Origin of the sequence: Microcystis sp. CS-574, assembly GCF_028329095.1 — a bacterium.
GTDB lineage: Bacteria > Cyanobacteriota > Cyanobacteriia > Cyanobacteriales > Microcystaceae > Microcystis > Microcystis ichthyoblabe_A.
In genome coordinates, this window is sequence record NZ_JAQMSY010000037.1 from 1 (window position 1) to 14,687 (window position 14,687).

Consider the following 14,687-nt stretch of genomic DNA (forward strand, 5'->3'; position numbering starts at 1 on the left):
CTAGGTTCTGTGTGATAAGTTTAACTTACACAGGATCGATCAATCTTTGTGTCCTTTGTGTCTTTGTGGTTCCTTCCACTCGCTCGCCAGCAGGACTGTATCTTAGAATACATTTTACCCACCAAATCCAAAAGAGTCAAAACGGTCATAGATGATTTTAGCATTGGGAAATAATTCCTTGATCACTGCTGTAAATCCTGACCACATATCGACGCTCACTTCTTTCACCTTCTCCCGAACTGTTTCTGGCTGTGCTTTTAAGGATTCCCAATTCATCTTGCTTATGTCCTTTAATCACATCTAGTCAAATTTTCTTGTCCAGATCTACGAACATTGACCACTGTTACATTTGATAAATCGAGGAGTTGATCAAAATTTATCCACATAACCCACCTTCTGTTCCGTGTTACTATTGTACCATGCTCACACAGAACCTAGAAGAGCCAAATGCGGTTGAGGAACTTTTCAACTTGTTAGCCGGCGAGCGTTCTCCACCTAGGGCTTAAGGATTACTTTATTCTCAATAATCCCTGCTTCTTACTGTGACTAATTACGCCTATCCTAACCAAGAAGTTAATTTTGTCCTATTACTTACTATGTCTAACAACAATTCTGAACGAGTAGTGCGTCGTGGTCGAGTTTTTCCGGAGATTCAATCTACAGAGGAAGCAAAGGCCAAACATCGCGCCCGACAATTAGAATTTTATCATCGTTGTTGGCCGATTTTTCAGAGTTTACAGCCCCGGTTAATGAAACATTATTATGGTTGGTACATTGCGATCGAACCCGATAGCGGCGATTATTTTATCGATCCCGATCAAGAAGTGGCCAGTAAAAAAGCAAGGGCAAAATATCCCGACAAAATCCATCATATCTTTGGCATTAATGAAACTGGAGTTAGTGGCAGAATATGATTGCAGGGAGATTTGGAACCAAAGGACAAATTTATTTTGATATTGATTTAGTTGGCGATGATGGATTGATTCTACCCGCAGAAGTTATGCTGGATAAGGGTTTTACCGAGTTTTTAGCCATAAATAGTCAAGATGCTGACAGTCTTGATTGGCATTTTTTGCGACAAAATAAATTGATAACCGTCCAAGGAGAAGCATTTTTTGATATATATTTAGGCAGAGTAAGAATTGATGGTCAGGAATAGGAAATTACCGTTTTTGCAGGGGAGGCAATTCAGGAGATTTTGTTAGTTTCGCGGTGGCTAAAACAATTTATCTTAGTAGCTAATTATCAACAAACACAGGTGACATTAGGATAATGACAAAAAAGGCGATTATTTTACTTTCCGGGGGATTAGATTCAGCGACAACAGCAGCGATCGCTATAGCAGCTGGTTATCAATTAATTGCCCTTTCTTTTCGTTATGGACAAAGACACGAGCGGGAATTAGCAGCGGCGAAAAAAATTGCTAATTTCCTCAATATTAAAGAACATCATCTGATCGAAGTCAATCTATCTTTGTGGGGAGGTTCCGCTTTAACGGATCAATCTATTGCTATTCCCCAAGAGGGAATTAACCCGAATATTATCCCGATTACCTATGTGCCGGGGAGAAATACAGTTTTTATTTCGATCGCTCTTTCTTTAGCGGAAGCAAGGGCAGCGGAGGCGATATATCTAGGAATTAATGCAGTGGATTATTCTGGTTATCCCGATTGTCGTCCCCAGTATTTAGAGGCCTTTCAAACTTTAGCTAATTTATCATCGAAAGCGGGTTTAGAAGGTAAAGCACCCCAATTAATTGCCCCTTTGGTGATGGATAGTAAGGTAGATATCGTCCGTCGTGCTGTTAGTTTAGGGGTTCCCATTGCTGATACTTGGTCTTGTTATCAAGGTGAAGTTAAACCCTGTGGTTTATGCGATTCCTGTCGTATCAGAGATCAGGCTTTAATTGAGGCTGGCTATCCCGAATTAGCCACTCGCCTATGGAAATAGTCGGGGAAAATAGGGAGGATAGTGAAAAAGGGAGATAATCTAGGCAATTAAATGTTCAATAAGGATTTTACTGCCGATTAATATTAAAACTAAACCGCCGAGAATTTCCACCTTTTGACTAAATAAATTACCGAATTTATGACCGATAAAAACAGCTATAAAACATAAAGCAAAGGTAATGGAACCGATAATAGTGCAAGCTAAAAGTAAGGGAGTTTTAATCATCGATAAACCCAAACCAACTACTAAAGCATCGATGCTAGTAGCGATCGCTAATCCGATTAAAGTATAGGAATCTAGAGGATTAAACCTTTTTTCCTCATCATCATTTTGAACAGCTTCGTAGATCATTTTACTGCCGATCACCCCTAAAATAATAAAAGCGATCCAGTGGTCAAAAGAGGCGAAGAAATCCCGACAGGTTAGACCGATACCCCAACCGATCATCGGCATAATCGCTTGAAATCCCCCAAAAAACAAAGCAATTTTCAAAGCCTTATTAACATGAATATGACGAATCATCAGGCCACTGGTCAGAGAAACGGCCACGGCATCGGCGGCTAATCCCACGGCTACAAAAGAAATGGTCAAAAGTTCGAGTGAAGTAAACATCTATAGTTGTTTATCCTTTAATTTCCCCTTATCTTAACTAATTTTTCCTCAGAAAACTTTCATATTTGTCTCATAATCCTCTCATTTATCTATCATTTCTCTAACCTAAAAATTCACTGCTCGATTAGTGAGAGGAGCGAATTGAAAACGTTTAGAAGCACATTACTGGTTCCTCACCGATCGCCTGTACCTGATGGATTGCTTCTGGGGTAAAACTGATGCTATCCTCAGCTTCTAGGACTTTTTCGCCCGTTACTGCGATTTTATCGGGAAATTCAGCCAGAGGAGTCCGAGGAACCAGTTTGAGGAACCAGTTTTCGGAGTTAACTAACCAATGCTGCTGTTTCGTGAATTCCCCTGAATTTTTTCCCAGACAAAGTTAAGAAAGATACTTTTTCCCATCATCGATCATCCCGTCTGCTTTTCAGGTGGCGAACGCTACCCTATAGGAAAAGTACCAAGTAAAAAATTATGATAATTTCGAGAATTACCAGAGAATCAGAGGGGAGAAAACGGTGATAAAATTAGCTAATTGACTCCAGTAACTTAAACACCCAATAACCGCTCACCGAAAATATGGCTGATTTTCTTAACACCTATGGTTTTTTAATCGTTTCCATGATATTTGGAGCCAGCTTAGGCCTTTCAGTTTATCTGCCCTTAATGGCTGGTCAATTATCCTTAGCAACCCCCGGTTTTTACGCTTTAGGTGGTTATGTAGCCGCCATTCTTTCCACGAAAGTTTTTACTAATACCAGTAGCAATTATCCCCTTACTTTGGTCTTTTTAGAAATGTTAGTTGCTGGCATTATTTCAGGAATATTAGCCATAGTTTTAGGTATTCCTGTTCTCCGTTTGCGAGGTATTTATTTAGCTATTGCCACGATCGCCTGGGTAGAAATTTTGAGAATTATTGCCCTTAATCTCGAGATAACTGGTGGTGCAGTCGGTATTTTCGCCATTCCCCAACCTTTCACCACTCAATTAGCCTACCTTTGGCTGGCTTTGCCCCTCTTATTCCTAACTATGCTGTTTCTCTACCGGTTAGAAAACATCAAAATTGGTCGGGCATTTAATGCCATTCGTGCCGATGAATTGGCAGCTGCGGCTATGGGAATTAATCCCACCTATCACAAAGTTTTATCCTTCACTTTCGGGGCAGTTTTAGCGGCAGTTGTGGGGGCGGTAAGCGCCCATTTTCTCAATACTTGGAATTCCCGTCAAGGCACTTTTGATGCCAGTATTATTTTCTTGGCTTTCGTTTTAATTGGTGGTTCAAGAACTTTTATCGGTCCAGTGGTGGGAGGCATTGTTTTAACTGCTTTGCCCGAAGTTTTACGCGCCCTCGGCGGCGTGAATGGTTTACCAATTTGGTTGGGGAATTTCTTGCGCGATGGTCGTTTGATTATTTTTGGAATTTTAATTGTTTTGGGAACCATTTTTTATCCCCAAGGCTTAATCACACCTGAATTAATCAAAAAACTAATTCCTTTTAAAAGAGGTTCCTCTTCTAGTCAAGAAGTTGATTCCTAATTACAGCAGATATAATTGTTAATAAATAAGCGGGAAAATCAAAGGTAATTAATTATGGAACTTCAAGATTATTTCTTATTTTTCAAAACTCATAAATATGTACGCGGATGACTCTTCAGGGAGTCATCCTTAATCTCTCCACATTTTCTCAAGCTAGTCAAATCCGAGAAGGAAGTATCTCACCTTTGTAACTCCTAAATTAAGTTTTGTGTCAAGCTATACCAAATAAGCAAGACGGATCACTACTACTAGCGAATCACTACCCAGTGAGAAAAAAAACGATCCGTCTCAAAACTATGGCAAAATTTCACTTTTTTTATTACAATGACTGGAAGTTAATTTACCCCTTGCAGAAAAATGTTAAAAATTCCTAACAAAGCCGCACTCTTAGTTAGCAGCTGTAACCTTGCTTTCCTTGCCCAGCTTGTCCATTAAGCCTGTTTTAGCCCAAGCACCCAGTCTAGGAAATGGCATTCTCTGCGTTGCTAGGGGGAAGACAGACAAAGGAACGAAAATCTATTTTTATACCTCTGTCATTGATGACGCATCGATCCAGAGAAAACGGCCCGTTGCCGTAACAATAGTGGAATCAGTGACGGACATTGCCGAAGCAGACGTGGTGATTATCGACAAAGAACATCAATCTATCACGATTGATGCCTTTGGAGCGGCCACTCCCCCACAAATGCAACCCGTGGGACTAGCTCTAACAACCTATCAGGGCAATAATACCTTTAAAGGCAAGAGTCAAGCTGGTACTCCTCTAAGCTTTAGTTTAGACAACAATGATCGCGTCTTTAAACTTCAGCACGGTAATGTCAAATATACTGGGGTTTGCCACTAATCTCGACGAAGTACAGACAGCCTGCTTGCAGACACGAGTTCTGGATTGATTCCCCGTCTTCCCTCCTGACAATAAAAAATGGTTCATGCCAGTGTCAAGCATATACTAATCAACACCCATCAAGATGACCTTCACAGATACTGCAGAAAAAGTAATTGTCCAACCGGACATACTTAACGAAACCGCGGCAATTGTCCCCGAAGCTCACAGGTTTTCCCAAGACTATCAACTCCTTCACACCCTCGAAGGACGCTGGCGGGTCAAGATCGAGCGCCTGGGTTACGATCCTGACTATGCCAGCAACTTAGTGGCAATATTAGAGGATAGTAATGTCATCGGACAAGTTCGCTGCAATGAGGCGGCTGAATCCCTGATTATTGAATACAATTACGAGGAAATTTCCCCCGAACAACTACGGGAATATATCCTACTCTCGATGGAAGAAGCCGATCGCGGCTATCTCCTAACCACCAAGGCAGCGACAGCACCCACATCCCACGAAATTAACTATTGGGAGCGGTTGGGCATTCCCGCTGCCAGTTTAGCCCTCGCTCTTGTCGCCGTTCCCCTAGAACTCCCCCCCTTGCTCGTTGGGGGGTTAATTTTAGCCGCCTGTCTGCCCGCCTACGGTCGAGCTTGGGAAGGCATCAGCGAAGAAAAACAATTGACTGTCGATTTCCTCGACTCCCTTGCCATCACCCTCAGCGCCGCCCAGGGCCATTTCATTCCCCCCGCCTTCATGATCAGTTTGATCGAATCTGGGGAAGTAATTCGCGATGTCACCGCTCGCTCCAGCGAACGTCAGACCCTAGATTTACTGGACAGTTTGGGCAAATATGCCTGGATCGAACAGGACGGCGTAGAAGTGCAAGTTCCCCTCAAAGACGTAAAAGAAGGCCATCTCGTCATCGTCTATCCGGGAGATTTAATTCCCATCGACGGCAAGATTATCCGGGGACAGGGACTAATTGACCAACAGAAACTGACGGGAGAATCGGTTCCCGTCCACCGGGAAGTAGATGATGAGGTCTATGCTTCCACCCTGTTAGTAGAGGGACAATTGGCAATTCTCGTGGAAAGGACGGGGAATAATACCCGCGCCGGGGTAGTCGTAGAACTGATGAAAGCCGCTCCCGTCCACGACACCCGCGTAGAAAACTATGCCGCCAAATTTGCCAACATTGCCGTGTTGCCCACCCTACTGATTGGGGCCGGCATTTTTGCATTCACGGGAGATTTAGCCCGGACAACGGCCATTATCACCCTCGACTTCGGCACTGGCATCCGCGTATCTGTCCCCACCGCCGTCTTAGCCGGATTAACATACGCTGCCCGGACCGGGGTTTACATCCGCAGCGGCCGGGCGATCGAAATGTTGGCAAAAGTCGATTGCGTCGTCTTTGACAAAACGGGAACCCTGACCCAGGGCAATGCTTCCGTCACCGACATTCAAGTTACCGCCGAGGGAGTTACCCCAGCAGAAATTCTCTGTCTGGCGGCCTCGGCGGAACAGGGGTTGAGCCACCCCGTTGCCCATGCCATCGTCCAACAGGCCCAACAACAGGGGACGGAAACGAAAACCTGCGAGGAGTGGGATTATCGGGTTGGATTGGGAGTGGTCGCCCAAATCCAAGGGCGGCAGCTACTGGTGGGGAGCAGCCGCTTTATGAAAACGGAAGGGATCGACATTAGTGCCAGCGAGCAGTTTAAGACGGGAGGCGTTTCTCTGGCTTATGTGGCCCGGGATGGCATCCTAATTGGCGTTATCATGTATGCCGATCCGATCCGCACCGAAAGCCCCGGGGTAATTGCTGAGTTACACCAGCAGGGAATCAGCACCCATATGCTCACCGGCGATGTGCAGCAGGTAGCGGATGCGGTGGCCCAAGAGTTAGGAATGCGCCGGGATGAGGTCCACGCCCAAGCTTTCCCAGAACGGAAGGTGGAAGTGGTGCAGCAACTGAAAGCGCAAGGGAAAACCGTTGCCTTTATCGGCGATGGCATTAATGACTCGGCCGCTCTTGCCTATGCCGATGTCTCGATTTCCTTTGCCGCAGGGAGCGACATCGCTCGGGAAACTGCCGACGTGGTACTGATGGATAACGATCTCAGCGGCTTGACCCATGCGATCGAGATCAGCAAGCAAGTGATGGACATTATCTACCAAAATGCCTTAATTGTGGGAATTCCTAACTTTGGGGCGCTGGCGGTGGGGGTCCTCTTTGCCCTCGATCCGATCCTAGCGATTATCATCAATAATGGTTCGGCAATTTTAGCCGGACTGAACGGCTTGCGCCCGGCCCTCGGTGGCGAGAAGACGACCTATCGAGATGCGGCGAACGTCTAACAGTCAAAATCCAAAATCGAGCAAATTTGTGAGGTCTCATGGAATTTTTATTAGGTATTGAACCGATTTTCGCCCTAGGGGTTGGTTTGGCGGCACTGGCGATTGCCCCCGCTATTGGGGCCTTAAGCAACCCTGAAACTGGGGAAAAGGTCGCCGAAACCGGGCGCGACATGACTAAACAGGGAATCAAGTGGGGTGCAGAGGCCGCTGACACCGTGCAAACCTATCTAGCTGAGGCCAGCGAATCCTGGAACGATCTGGTAGCGGAAGCACAGGCCGAAATCAGAACCGCTAAAAAAGCTAAGGCAACTAGCGAAAAATAGACAGTTAATAGTGAACAACTCATTCAGGAGGTTTTTATGGAAGAATTACTGGTTGTTGGCGGTGTTGGAGTCGTCGCAATTTTAGTATTGGGTTCCCTAGTTGGTTTAGTTAGTCCCCAGACCGGCAAAGCCATTACAGATACAGGTCGCAATGCGGCCAAAAGCGGGATCAAATTAGGGATGGAAGCTAGTGAAAAACTGCAAGCTACTTTTGCCGAAGCTGGTCAATCTTGGCAAGATTTAGTGGCAGAAGCGAAAGCGGAAACAGAGGCGGCAAGAAATACGACTCAAATCACTTCCGTAGAGGAAACGTCCCAATCCTAATCCCTAATTGACCGATCGAGAAACCCACTCGATAACTGCAATTTTGTAGGGGGGCATTCTCTTAGCCCCCTCCTTTAAAATCTCAAGGAAAGTATCAAATACCTAAGCAAAATTAATTAGGGTTGGCTGAATAAATCTAAAAAACTTGTTGGATAAGACTTTTAGACTTTTTTGACCTCAAAAAGTTCCAGCCGAGAGTGATCGGGGCGAAAATTCGGGGACTTTTTCCCCGAAAATTAGGTAATTTACCAGATGAAAATGGGTAAAACCCTACACCCCACACCCTACACCCTGCCCCCACGAAAAACTTTTTCAGCAGACCACACTTAAGGAGTAGTTCAACAATGACCCGAGAATATATGCACGAACATTTGAAAGAGCTAATCGTTGAGAAGGCACTTCATCTCTGTTGCGACCCCATTGAAGAAATTGCCCGAGAATGGGCAGAAAAAAAAGACTTTAATCAAGGGGGAATTAATATTTTACAAGATCCCCATCGCTATGAAAAGTATTTAGAAGAGGCGAAAGAAGTCGCTGACGAATTTAGAAAACATATCATTCAGTTTTTACCAGAAACTAAAAATTAGTCAGAGGTAAATGTGAACTCTCCTAACTTCAGTAATGGCAACTTAAAACTAGATCAATTTTTAGTCTGTGGGTTAGGATATTTCGGACACCATTGCGTCGTCGCACTCAAGGAATTCGCAGTCAATGTCTTGGTGAGCAGCGGAGATTTATCTTGAATGTCGGGGTAAAGACCCCCGCTTTTAGCGACGGGATGAAACCCCGACCAGTATAAAACAGCACTTCGACAAGCTCAGTGACACGAAGCACGACATTTCGACACATTTCGAGGGGCTTCGATGTAAAAGCTCAATGTAAAAGCTCAATGTTCACTGAAATCTTGACAATCCGATGCTCTAAAGGTTAAGATAAAATAAGTTGTTTGAGGTTGATAAACAATGATTGTCTTAGAAACGAAAGCCGTGGTCAAACCAAGTCAGTGTTCTGCCATTGATGAAGCTATTCGTACAGTACAATTCATCCGTAATAAGGCTTTAAGGCTTTGGATGGATGCCAAGAGAGAAGACAAAATCGATAAATATTCTCTCAATAAATATTGTGCAGTTCTCGCCAAGCAGTTCAAGTTTGTCGATACTCTAAATTCTACGGCCAGACAAGCATCGGCAGAACGAGCTTGGTCAGCTATTGCTCGTTTCTATGACAATTGTAAGAAAAAGGTTAAAGGTAAAAAAGGTTATCCCAAGTTTCAGAAAAATAATCGTTCTGTGGAATATAAAAACTCTGGATGGAAATTATCGGAGGATAGAAAGAAAATCACTTTTACAGATAAGAAAAACATTGGCACGGTTAAACTAAAAGGAACTAGAGACCTAAACTTTTACCCTATTGACCAAATTAAACGAGTTAGGATTGTTAAACGAGCGGATGGTTATTATGTCCAATTCTGTCTTAGCGTTGATATTCGGGAATATGCTAAACCCCTAGAACCAACAAAAAGATGTGTGGGATTGGATGTAGGTTTAAAAGTTTTCTACGCTAACAGTGATGGGGAAACGGTAGAGATACCGCAATACTATCGCAAGGCAGAAAAAAGATTAAATCGACTGAATCGGAAGAAATCTAAAAAGTTTAGAAAAGGTCAACCCCAATCAAACAACTACCAAAAAGCTAGAAAGAGATATGCTAGAAAGCATTTAAGAGTAAGTAGGCAACGTAAAGGCTTTGTCGAAAAAGAGGCATTGCGCGTCATTAAATCTAACGATTTCATCGCCTACGAAAACTTAAATATTCAAAGCATGGTAAAAAACTCTAGACTAGCTAAATCTATTAATGATGTGGCTTGGTCTATTTTTCGACAATGGTTAGAATATTTTGGTTTTAAATATGGTAAGGCTACGGTAGCAGTAGCCCCCCATAACACGAGTCAAAATTGTTCTAATTGTGGTCAAAAAGTCCCTAAATCTCTATCTACGAGAACCCATACTTGTCCCCATTGTGGTTATGTAGAAGATAGAGACATTAACGCCGCTATCAACATTCTCAAAAAGGGACTAAGTACGGTGGGACACACCGAAACTAATACGCTTGGGGAGAGATTCCCTCTGGCGAATGCTGGATACGTCCTGCCAGATTAAGGAAACTCTATGAACCAAGAATCCTTCGCTTTTAGCGACGGGAGTGTCAATATGCTATTTGGTGGCACGTCTGAATTTTCCACAAATGCTACCCCCCCAATCTCCTATCAAGTGGTTAGCTCACTTCCTGGGCGAATCCGCTTGCGTGTCCCTTTCCTGCGCCAAAACCTAACAGGACAAAATATTCTCCAGGGAGCGATCGCTGCTCTAGAAAGCGTTACCAGCGTCCGCATTAACCCCTTGGCTAACTCAATCATTGTCACCTTTGCTGAAGGGAAAATTTCTCCCGCGCAATTAGAGCAAGAACTGGCAACTGCGATCGGCAAGGCCGCACCTTCAGCGAACCCAGGGGCAGAAGTCCCCCAAAAAGCCGAATTCAAGGCGAAAAAACAAGTTCCTCGTCCCCCAGAAGAAAAATTGCCGGTGAGGGAAAATCTGGCCGATGCAAAGGTGGAACAGACCGAAACAGTGGTCAGTCCCCAGACAGGGAAAAGTAAAGATGAAAAAATTCCTCTAAACGAGATAACGAGCCAAACTTTAGTTTATCGGCAGCTGGAAGCCTTACCCGTCAATTCTTGGCAGCGCCAGTGTCAAGAGCAGGCTGAATCAATCGAGAAACTAGAAGACTGCCTCGCCGCCTTACAGCCGGTGGCAGCGATCGGTTCAGCTTGGCTGAGGCGGTGGTACGTCCACAGTCCGGCAACCATAGATTGCGCTGCCAGCACCGGCAGTGGTGCGCTGGTGGCCTTCCCCAAAACCCCAGAGTCTGAGGCACAATGGCAAGAGTTGGCAGCGGGGCAAAGGCAGGCGATCGCCGAATTGGAGCAATGCCTTGCCGATGTGCAGCGTCTAGCCGTTATTGGAGAAGCTCGATTGAAAAAATATCGCAAATACCTTTAAAAGTTCCAAAATACAGGCTCGCAGTCTCTATTTCAGGTACGAGGAGCGCAATTGATTAGGCCTTGTCTAGGACTAAATTGCCAATTCGATCGAGAATTTTTACCCGAAGGGAAAAGAGGGGCCAGTTGTCTGCTCTCACCGGAGAATTGACTGCTAGGCTATCCTGAGAAACCCATACCGTTTCAACTAAACTAGATCTGTGAAAATCAAGGCTCTTAAAAATGACCGCCAAGCAAAAAATGATTTTTCGGCTGACTTCTCCCATCAACCGGTTTCTCTTCACGCTGACAGTGGCAATTTTCGTTTATTTAATCACGGGAGAATTTTACCAGGAATTGCGGTTTCTCTTGGCTTACGATCTAGCGATACTAAGTTATTTGAGTGTTTTAGCAGTGCAAATGTCCAAAGCGACTGCGGAAGATACCTTTCGCTTGTCTCAACAGCAAGAACCCAAGGGTATTAGCACTTTATTTGCTGTGCTGCTATTTTCTGGTATGGGGTTAATTGCTCTTTCTTTATTGCTCAACAACTCGAAGCAATGGTCTCCCTTGTTGACGAATTTGCACATGGGATTATCCCTATTAGCGATCTTTTTGTCTTGGACTCTGGTACATACTTTTTTCGCTCTGTATTATGCCAGACTCTACTACGATGAACTATCCGCAGAAGATTCATCCGCTTACCGCAAAGGTTTAGACTTTCCCAATCAAGAACTGGTGGATTATTGGGATTTCATGTATTACTCTTTTACTATCGCTATGTGTTACCAAACATCGGACGTATCCATTGAAAGTGTTGCGATGCGACGCATGACACTCTTTCATTCCATCCTCTCTTTTATCTTAGTAGCAGTAGTCATCGGTTTAGTGGTAAACATAATTTCTAATCTCATTTAATGGTGAAACAGACTTCTAATATAACCTGTGTATTCTGGTTCCAAAGCTCTGCCTTATTCATATATATCATTCTCCAGGTAGAACCTGAAAATGGCGTTACTAGGTAGAACTTGGGAACGAGGTAAACGAGGTAAATATAACCTGTGTGTAACAGGCTTCTAGCCTGTGGAATTGCCTAAGTTTTAAGAAATCAAGGTGAGTTTCTGGCATCAAAATAAATCATTAAAATGATAAGGACAGGTTTCAGGGATGTTAGAAGGGGGAGAGTCAATCAAATACAGGTCAACTGCATCCGAATAGATCCCTTGCCATTCTACTTCTAGCTTAGGCTTCATTGATGGACTGTAGCGACGCTTAAGAGTGTTAGAGAAAGCTTTGATTTCGGCTTGCCAATGGCGATTACACTCAGGCTTATTAGCATAATCAATCTTCAGAAAGTGTTGCATAATTCGAGTTAGTAAGAAGACCACTGCTTGATAATCACTACGTCCCAAAGCTTCGATCTCCTCAATCAGGTTTTCCCAGTCCAATTCTTGGACATTTTGTTCTTTTAATGCTTGGGCTTGTTTCATTGTCCATTGATAGAAATCTGTCTCGTAAATTTTATCGATAGCTATCTGACTCATAAGTTAAACTCCTGTTAGATTGCAATAAAAAAACTATACAAATATAGATAAGTAGTCGTGCAAAATTAATTTCCTAGTGAAGATAGGCAAGAGGCAAGAGGTAAGAGGTGGTTAGATATGTGTAATTAATTTTGCTTAGGTACTTAGCAGCGGCTTTATTAGTCCCGACTTACATAAGCAAAGACAAATATTTCCAGTTAAGCTCAGTCTAACCTTAAACGAGGCAAATGTCTATTTGGGGGGAGCATCCCATTTTCGAGGTTTATCCTAAAACTGGAACCCAACAGACAATCCAAAATCCAATTCGTATTTTACTATACAGTTTGCTCCATCAGGTTGGAAGAGTCAACTCTTTTAGATGTAGGTGCGGTATGATGACACAAGTGTAGGTTTTTCACAAAGTCTAATTTCTAATTAAAAAAGGAGAAAAACCAAAGTGGAGTGCGATCCTTTCACCTCAAAATCCTATTTATCCCCTAAATCTCCGTCTTTTCCCGATTATTTTCACCTGATGCTCTTAACTGGCCGCATCTTATTGCAGCACAGTACCACCACCGAACGAGTGCATCAAACCATTCAACAATTAGCGGAAAAATTCGGGGTAGAAGTCCGGGTATATTGTGAATATGAAGCCATTAAACTAACCGTAAAGAGTGAAAATGAATATTCCTCACACTTTAGTCGTCCCATCACCAGCATTGCCGTTAATATGGCTTTAATTACTCAGGTTTTTTTATCGATCGAAAAGTTTCAGCAAAATCGTTTAACCTTGACTGAGTTAATCGAGAAATTAGAAAAGATCGATAAATATCCTCCTATTTATTACCCTCGCTGGTTCATTATTCTGATGTTAGGCCTTACAGGGGCAAGTTTAGCCCGTATTTTTCAGGGAGACTGGGCTTCCTTTGTGATTACGGGAATTGCTACAGCAGTGGGCGTTATCTTACGGCAAGAACTGGGGAAAAGGCATTTTAATCCTTTTTTACTTAATTTTTTAGCTGCTTTTTTGGGGGGATGTATCGGGGGAGTGGCAGGCCCACTGGGATGGAGTTCTACTCCTAATATCTGTTTTCTCATCCCGTCGATGATGTTAGTACCGGGGGTTCATCTGATTAATGGAGTCTTAGATTTAGTCGAGAATCATATTCCCATGGGCATGGCACGTCTAGAGTATAGTTTGGTGATTCTTAGTTCAATCGCCTTTGGTTTACTTCTCTCGACAACGGTTACAAACGCCTTGCTGCCTGTCAGTAATCCTGTTTCTCCCTTGCCTCTATTTGAAGATGTTATTTTTGCTGGATTAGCGGCTATGGGGTTCGCCATTTTCTTTAATGTGCCGCCGAAAATGTTATGGGCTTGCATTATCTGTGGCATGGTGGGACATGGGGTAAGATGGTTGTGTATTGACCATGGACCAGGTATTATTTGGGGTAATTTAATTGCTTCTGCTATTGTTGGGACAATGGCGCTTTATTTTTCTCATCGTTTTCATGCGCCACCGGCTGTAATCGCTTTTGGGGCGGTAGTGGGAATAGTACCAGGAATCTTTGCGTTTCAAGCAGCAAGCGGCTTAATTCAGATTATGACCATACCAGAGAATGCTAGTTCTTTATTACTTGCCACCACCCTAGGCATGATGACAAAAGCTTTTTTAATGACTTTAGCTATTCCCATTGGGTTAGCTATACCTATCCTTTTACGCTTTCAACGCCAACCCAATTTTTAGAAAGGATTTAGGGTGATTTCCTCTAAAGAAATTACCAGAGTGTCAATTATCTGCTGTCAGAGCTTGGCATTGTGGCTCTTCGGGAATTGTTATGCGAATAATTAACTTAAAATAAAATTCGATGAGAGTACCTAAGCTCAAAAGTAGCTGAAATCCATACAGGGAAGGACTTAAGGCACAAACAGGTTAATGCCAAAAGATAGACAATTGAGTTAAGATTTGATATAGTTGCCGAAAACGAGATTATTTTACTTATGATACTTGACAAATTTTTGAACCTACAAGGAACCTGTATTCAAGGCTATTGACACCTAGAAAATATCGGTATAGTTTTCCGAATCGAATCGAAAAATAAAAAAGCAGCCTGTCCTCGTTGTGGGTTAGAGAGCGATAAACTTCACCAAAATCATCGACATTTAGTCAAAGATTTACCGCTCTCAGGTCAAC

14 protein-coding genes and 3 pseudogenes are annotated in these 14,687 nt (G+C 43.4%); 14 read left to right on the plus strand and 3 right to left on the minus strand.

Annotation, left to right across the window (positions count from 1 at the left end; translation table 11 throughout):
• Positions 1–138: 138 nt before the first annotated feature.
• Positions 139–328 (minus strand): annotated as a pseudogene (locus tag PN470_RS02775) (transposase); the annotation flags it as partial.
• A 268-nt stretch (positions 329–596) separates the two neighbouring features.
• Here PN470_RS02775 and PN470_RS02780 point away from each other — a divergent pair.
• The 3 genes and pseudogenes from PN470_RS02780 (at position 597) to queC (ending at position 1,950) form a co-directional block, all read left to right on the plus strand.
• The gene (locus tag PN470_RS02780; RefSeq protein ID WP_316578620.1) at positions 597–914 is read left to right on the plus strand and encodes a hypothetical protein; all 318 of its coding nucleotides are present in this window, start codon (positions 597–599) and stop codon (positions 912–914) included.
• Positions 911–1,273, plus strand: a pseudogene (locus PN470_RS02785) (aspartyl protease). Before PN470_RS02780 ends, PN470_RS02785 begins: the two are co-directional and overlap by 4 nt.
• Complete coding sequence (gene queC, locus PN470_RS02790) at positions 1,273–1,950, plus strand: 7-cyano-7-deazaguanine synthase QueC (RefSeq protein ID WP_002742134.1); 678 nt, start codon at positions 1,273–1,275, stop codon at positions 1,948–1,950. The pseudogene PN470_RS02785 and the gene queC overlap by 1 nt, the downstream one beginning before the upstream one ends.
• 39 nt (positions 1,951–1,989) lie before the next feature.
• On the opposite strand, the gene PN470_RS02795 is transcribed toward queC, so the two are convergent.
• The gene (locus tag PN470_RS02795) at positions 1,990–2,562 is read right to left on the minus strand and encodes a manganese efflux pump MntP (RefSeq protein ID WP_002738103.1); all 573 of its coding nucleotides are present in this window, start codon (positions 2,560–2,562) and stop codon (positions 1,990–1,992) included.
• 576 nt (positions 2,563–3,138) lie between these two features.
• Between PN470_RS02795 and PN470_RS02800 the strand changes: the two genes are divergently transcribed.
• The 9 genes from PN470_RS02800 (at position 3,139) to PN470_RS02840 (ending at position 11,888) form a co-directional block, all read left to right on the plus strand.
• The gene (locus PN470_RS02800; protein WP_002773531.1) at positions 3,139–4,095 is read left to right on the plus strand and encodes a branched-chain amino acid ABC transporter permease; all 957 of its coding nucleotides are present in this window, start codon (positions 3,139–3,141) and stop codon (positions 4,093–4,095) included.
• Between the two features lie 424 nt (positions 4,096–4,519).
• Positions 4,520–4,939, plus strand: a complete 420-nt coding sequence (locus PN470_RS02805; RefSeq protein WP_272103594.1) for a hypothetical protein — start codon at positions 4,520–4,522, stop codon at positions 4,937–4,939.
• 124 nt (positions 4,940–5,063) lie between these two features.
• Positions 5,064–7,286: a heavy metal translocating P-type ATPase gene (locus PN470_RS02810; RefSeq protein ID WP_272103596.1), complete on the plus strand. Its 2,223-nt coding sequence runs from the start codon at positions 5,064–5,066 to the stop codon at positions 7,284–7,286.
• A gap of 38 nt (positions 7,287–7,324) precedes the next feature.
• A complete protein-coding gene (locus tag PN470_RS02815; protein WP_002742126.1) occupies positions 7,325–7,609 on the plus strand; it encodes a hypothetical protein in 285 nt (94 codons plus the stop codon).
• A 36-nt stretch (positions 7,610–7,645) separates the two neighbouring features.
• Entirely contained in the window at positions 7,646–7,933 is a 288-nt protein-coding gene (locus PN470_RS02820; protein WP_002755198.1) for a DUF5132 domain-containing protein, read from the plus strand.
• A gap of 344 nt (positions 7,934–8,277) precedes the next feature.
• Positions 8,278–8,520, plus strand: a complete 243-nt coding sequence (locus PN470_RS02825; RefSeq protein WP_002742124.1) for a hypothetical protein — start codon at positions 8,278–8,280, stop codon at positions 8,518–8,520.
• 375 nt (positions 8,521–8,895) lie between these two features.
• On the plus strand, positions 8,896–10,092 hold the full coding sequence (locus PN470_RS02830) for an RNA-guided endonuclease InsQ/TnpB family protein (protein ID WP_272103598.1): 1,197 nt from the start codon (positions 8,896–8,898) through the stop codon (positions 10,090–10,092).
• 9 nt (positions 10,093–10,101) lie between these two features.
• Positions 10,102–10,992 (plus strand): HMA2 domain-containing protein, encoded by an 891-nt coding sequence (locus tag PN470_RS02835; RefSeq protein ID WP_271935181.1) that lies wholly within the window; start codon positions 10,102–10,104, stop codon positions 10,990–10,992.
• Between the two features lie 221 nt (positions 10,993–11,213).
• Positions 11,214–11,888 (plus strand): DUF1345 domain-containing protein, encoded by a 675-nt coding sequence (locus PN470_RS02840; RefSeq protein WP_002742112.1) that lies wholly within the window; start codon positions 11,214–11,216, stop codon positions 11,886–11,888.
• 209 nt (positions 11,889–12,097) lie between these two features.
• Here the strand turns inward: PN470_RS02840 and PN470_RS02845 are convergent, their stop codons facing one another.
• On the minus strand, positions 12,098–12,514 hold the full coding sequence (locus PN470_RS02845; protein ID WP_103112430.1) for a DUF29 domain-containing protein: 417 nt from the start codon (positions 12,512–12,514) through the stop codon (positions 12,098–12,100).
• Between the two features lie 436 nt (positions 12,515–12,950).
• Here PN470_RS02845 and PN470_RS02850 point away from each other — a divergent pair, with 436 nt between their 5' ends.
• Together PN470_RS02850 and PN470_RS02855 are read left to right on the plus strand one after the other, a co-directional pair.
• Complete coding sequence (locus PN470_RS02850) at positions 12,951–14,240, plus strand: threonine/serine ThrE exporter family protein (RefSeq protein ID WP_103112431.1); 1,290 nt, start codon at positions 12,951–12,953, stop codon at positions 14,238–14,240.
• 254 nt (positions 14,241–14,494) lie between these two features.
• Positions 14,495–14,687 (plus strand): annotated as a pseudogene (locus PN470_RS02855) (ISL3 family transposase); the annotation flags it as partial.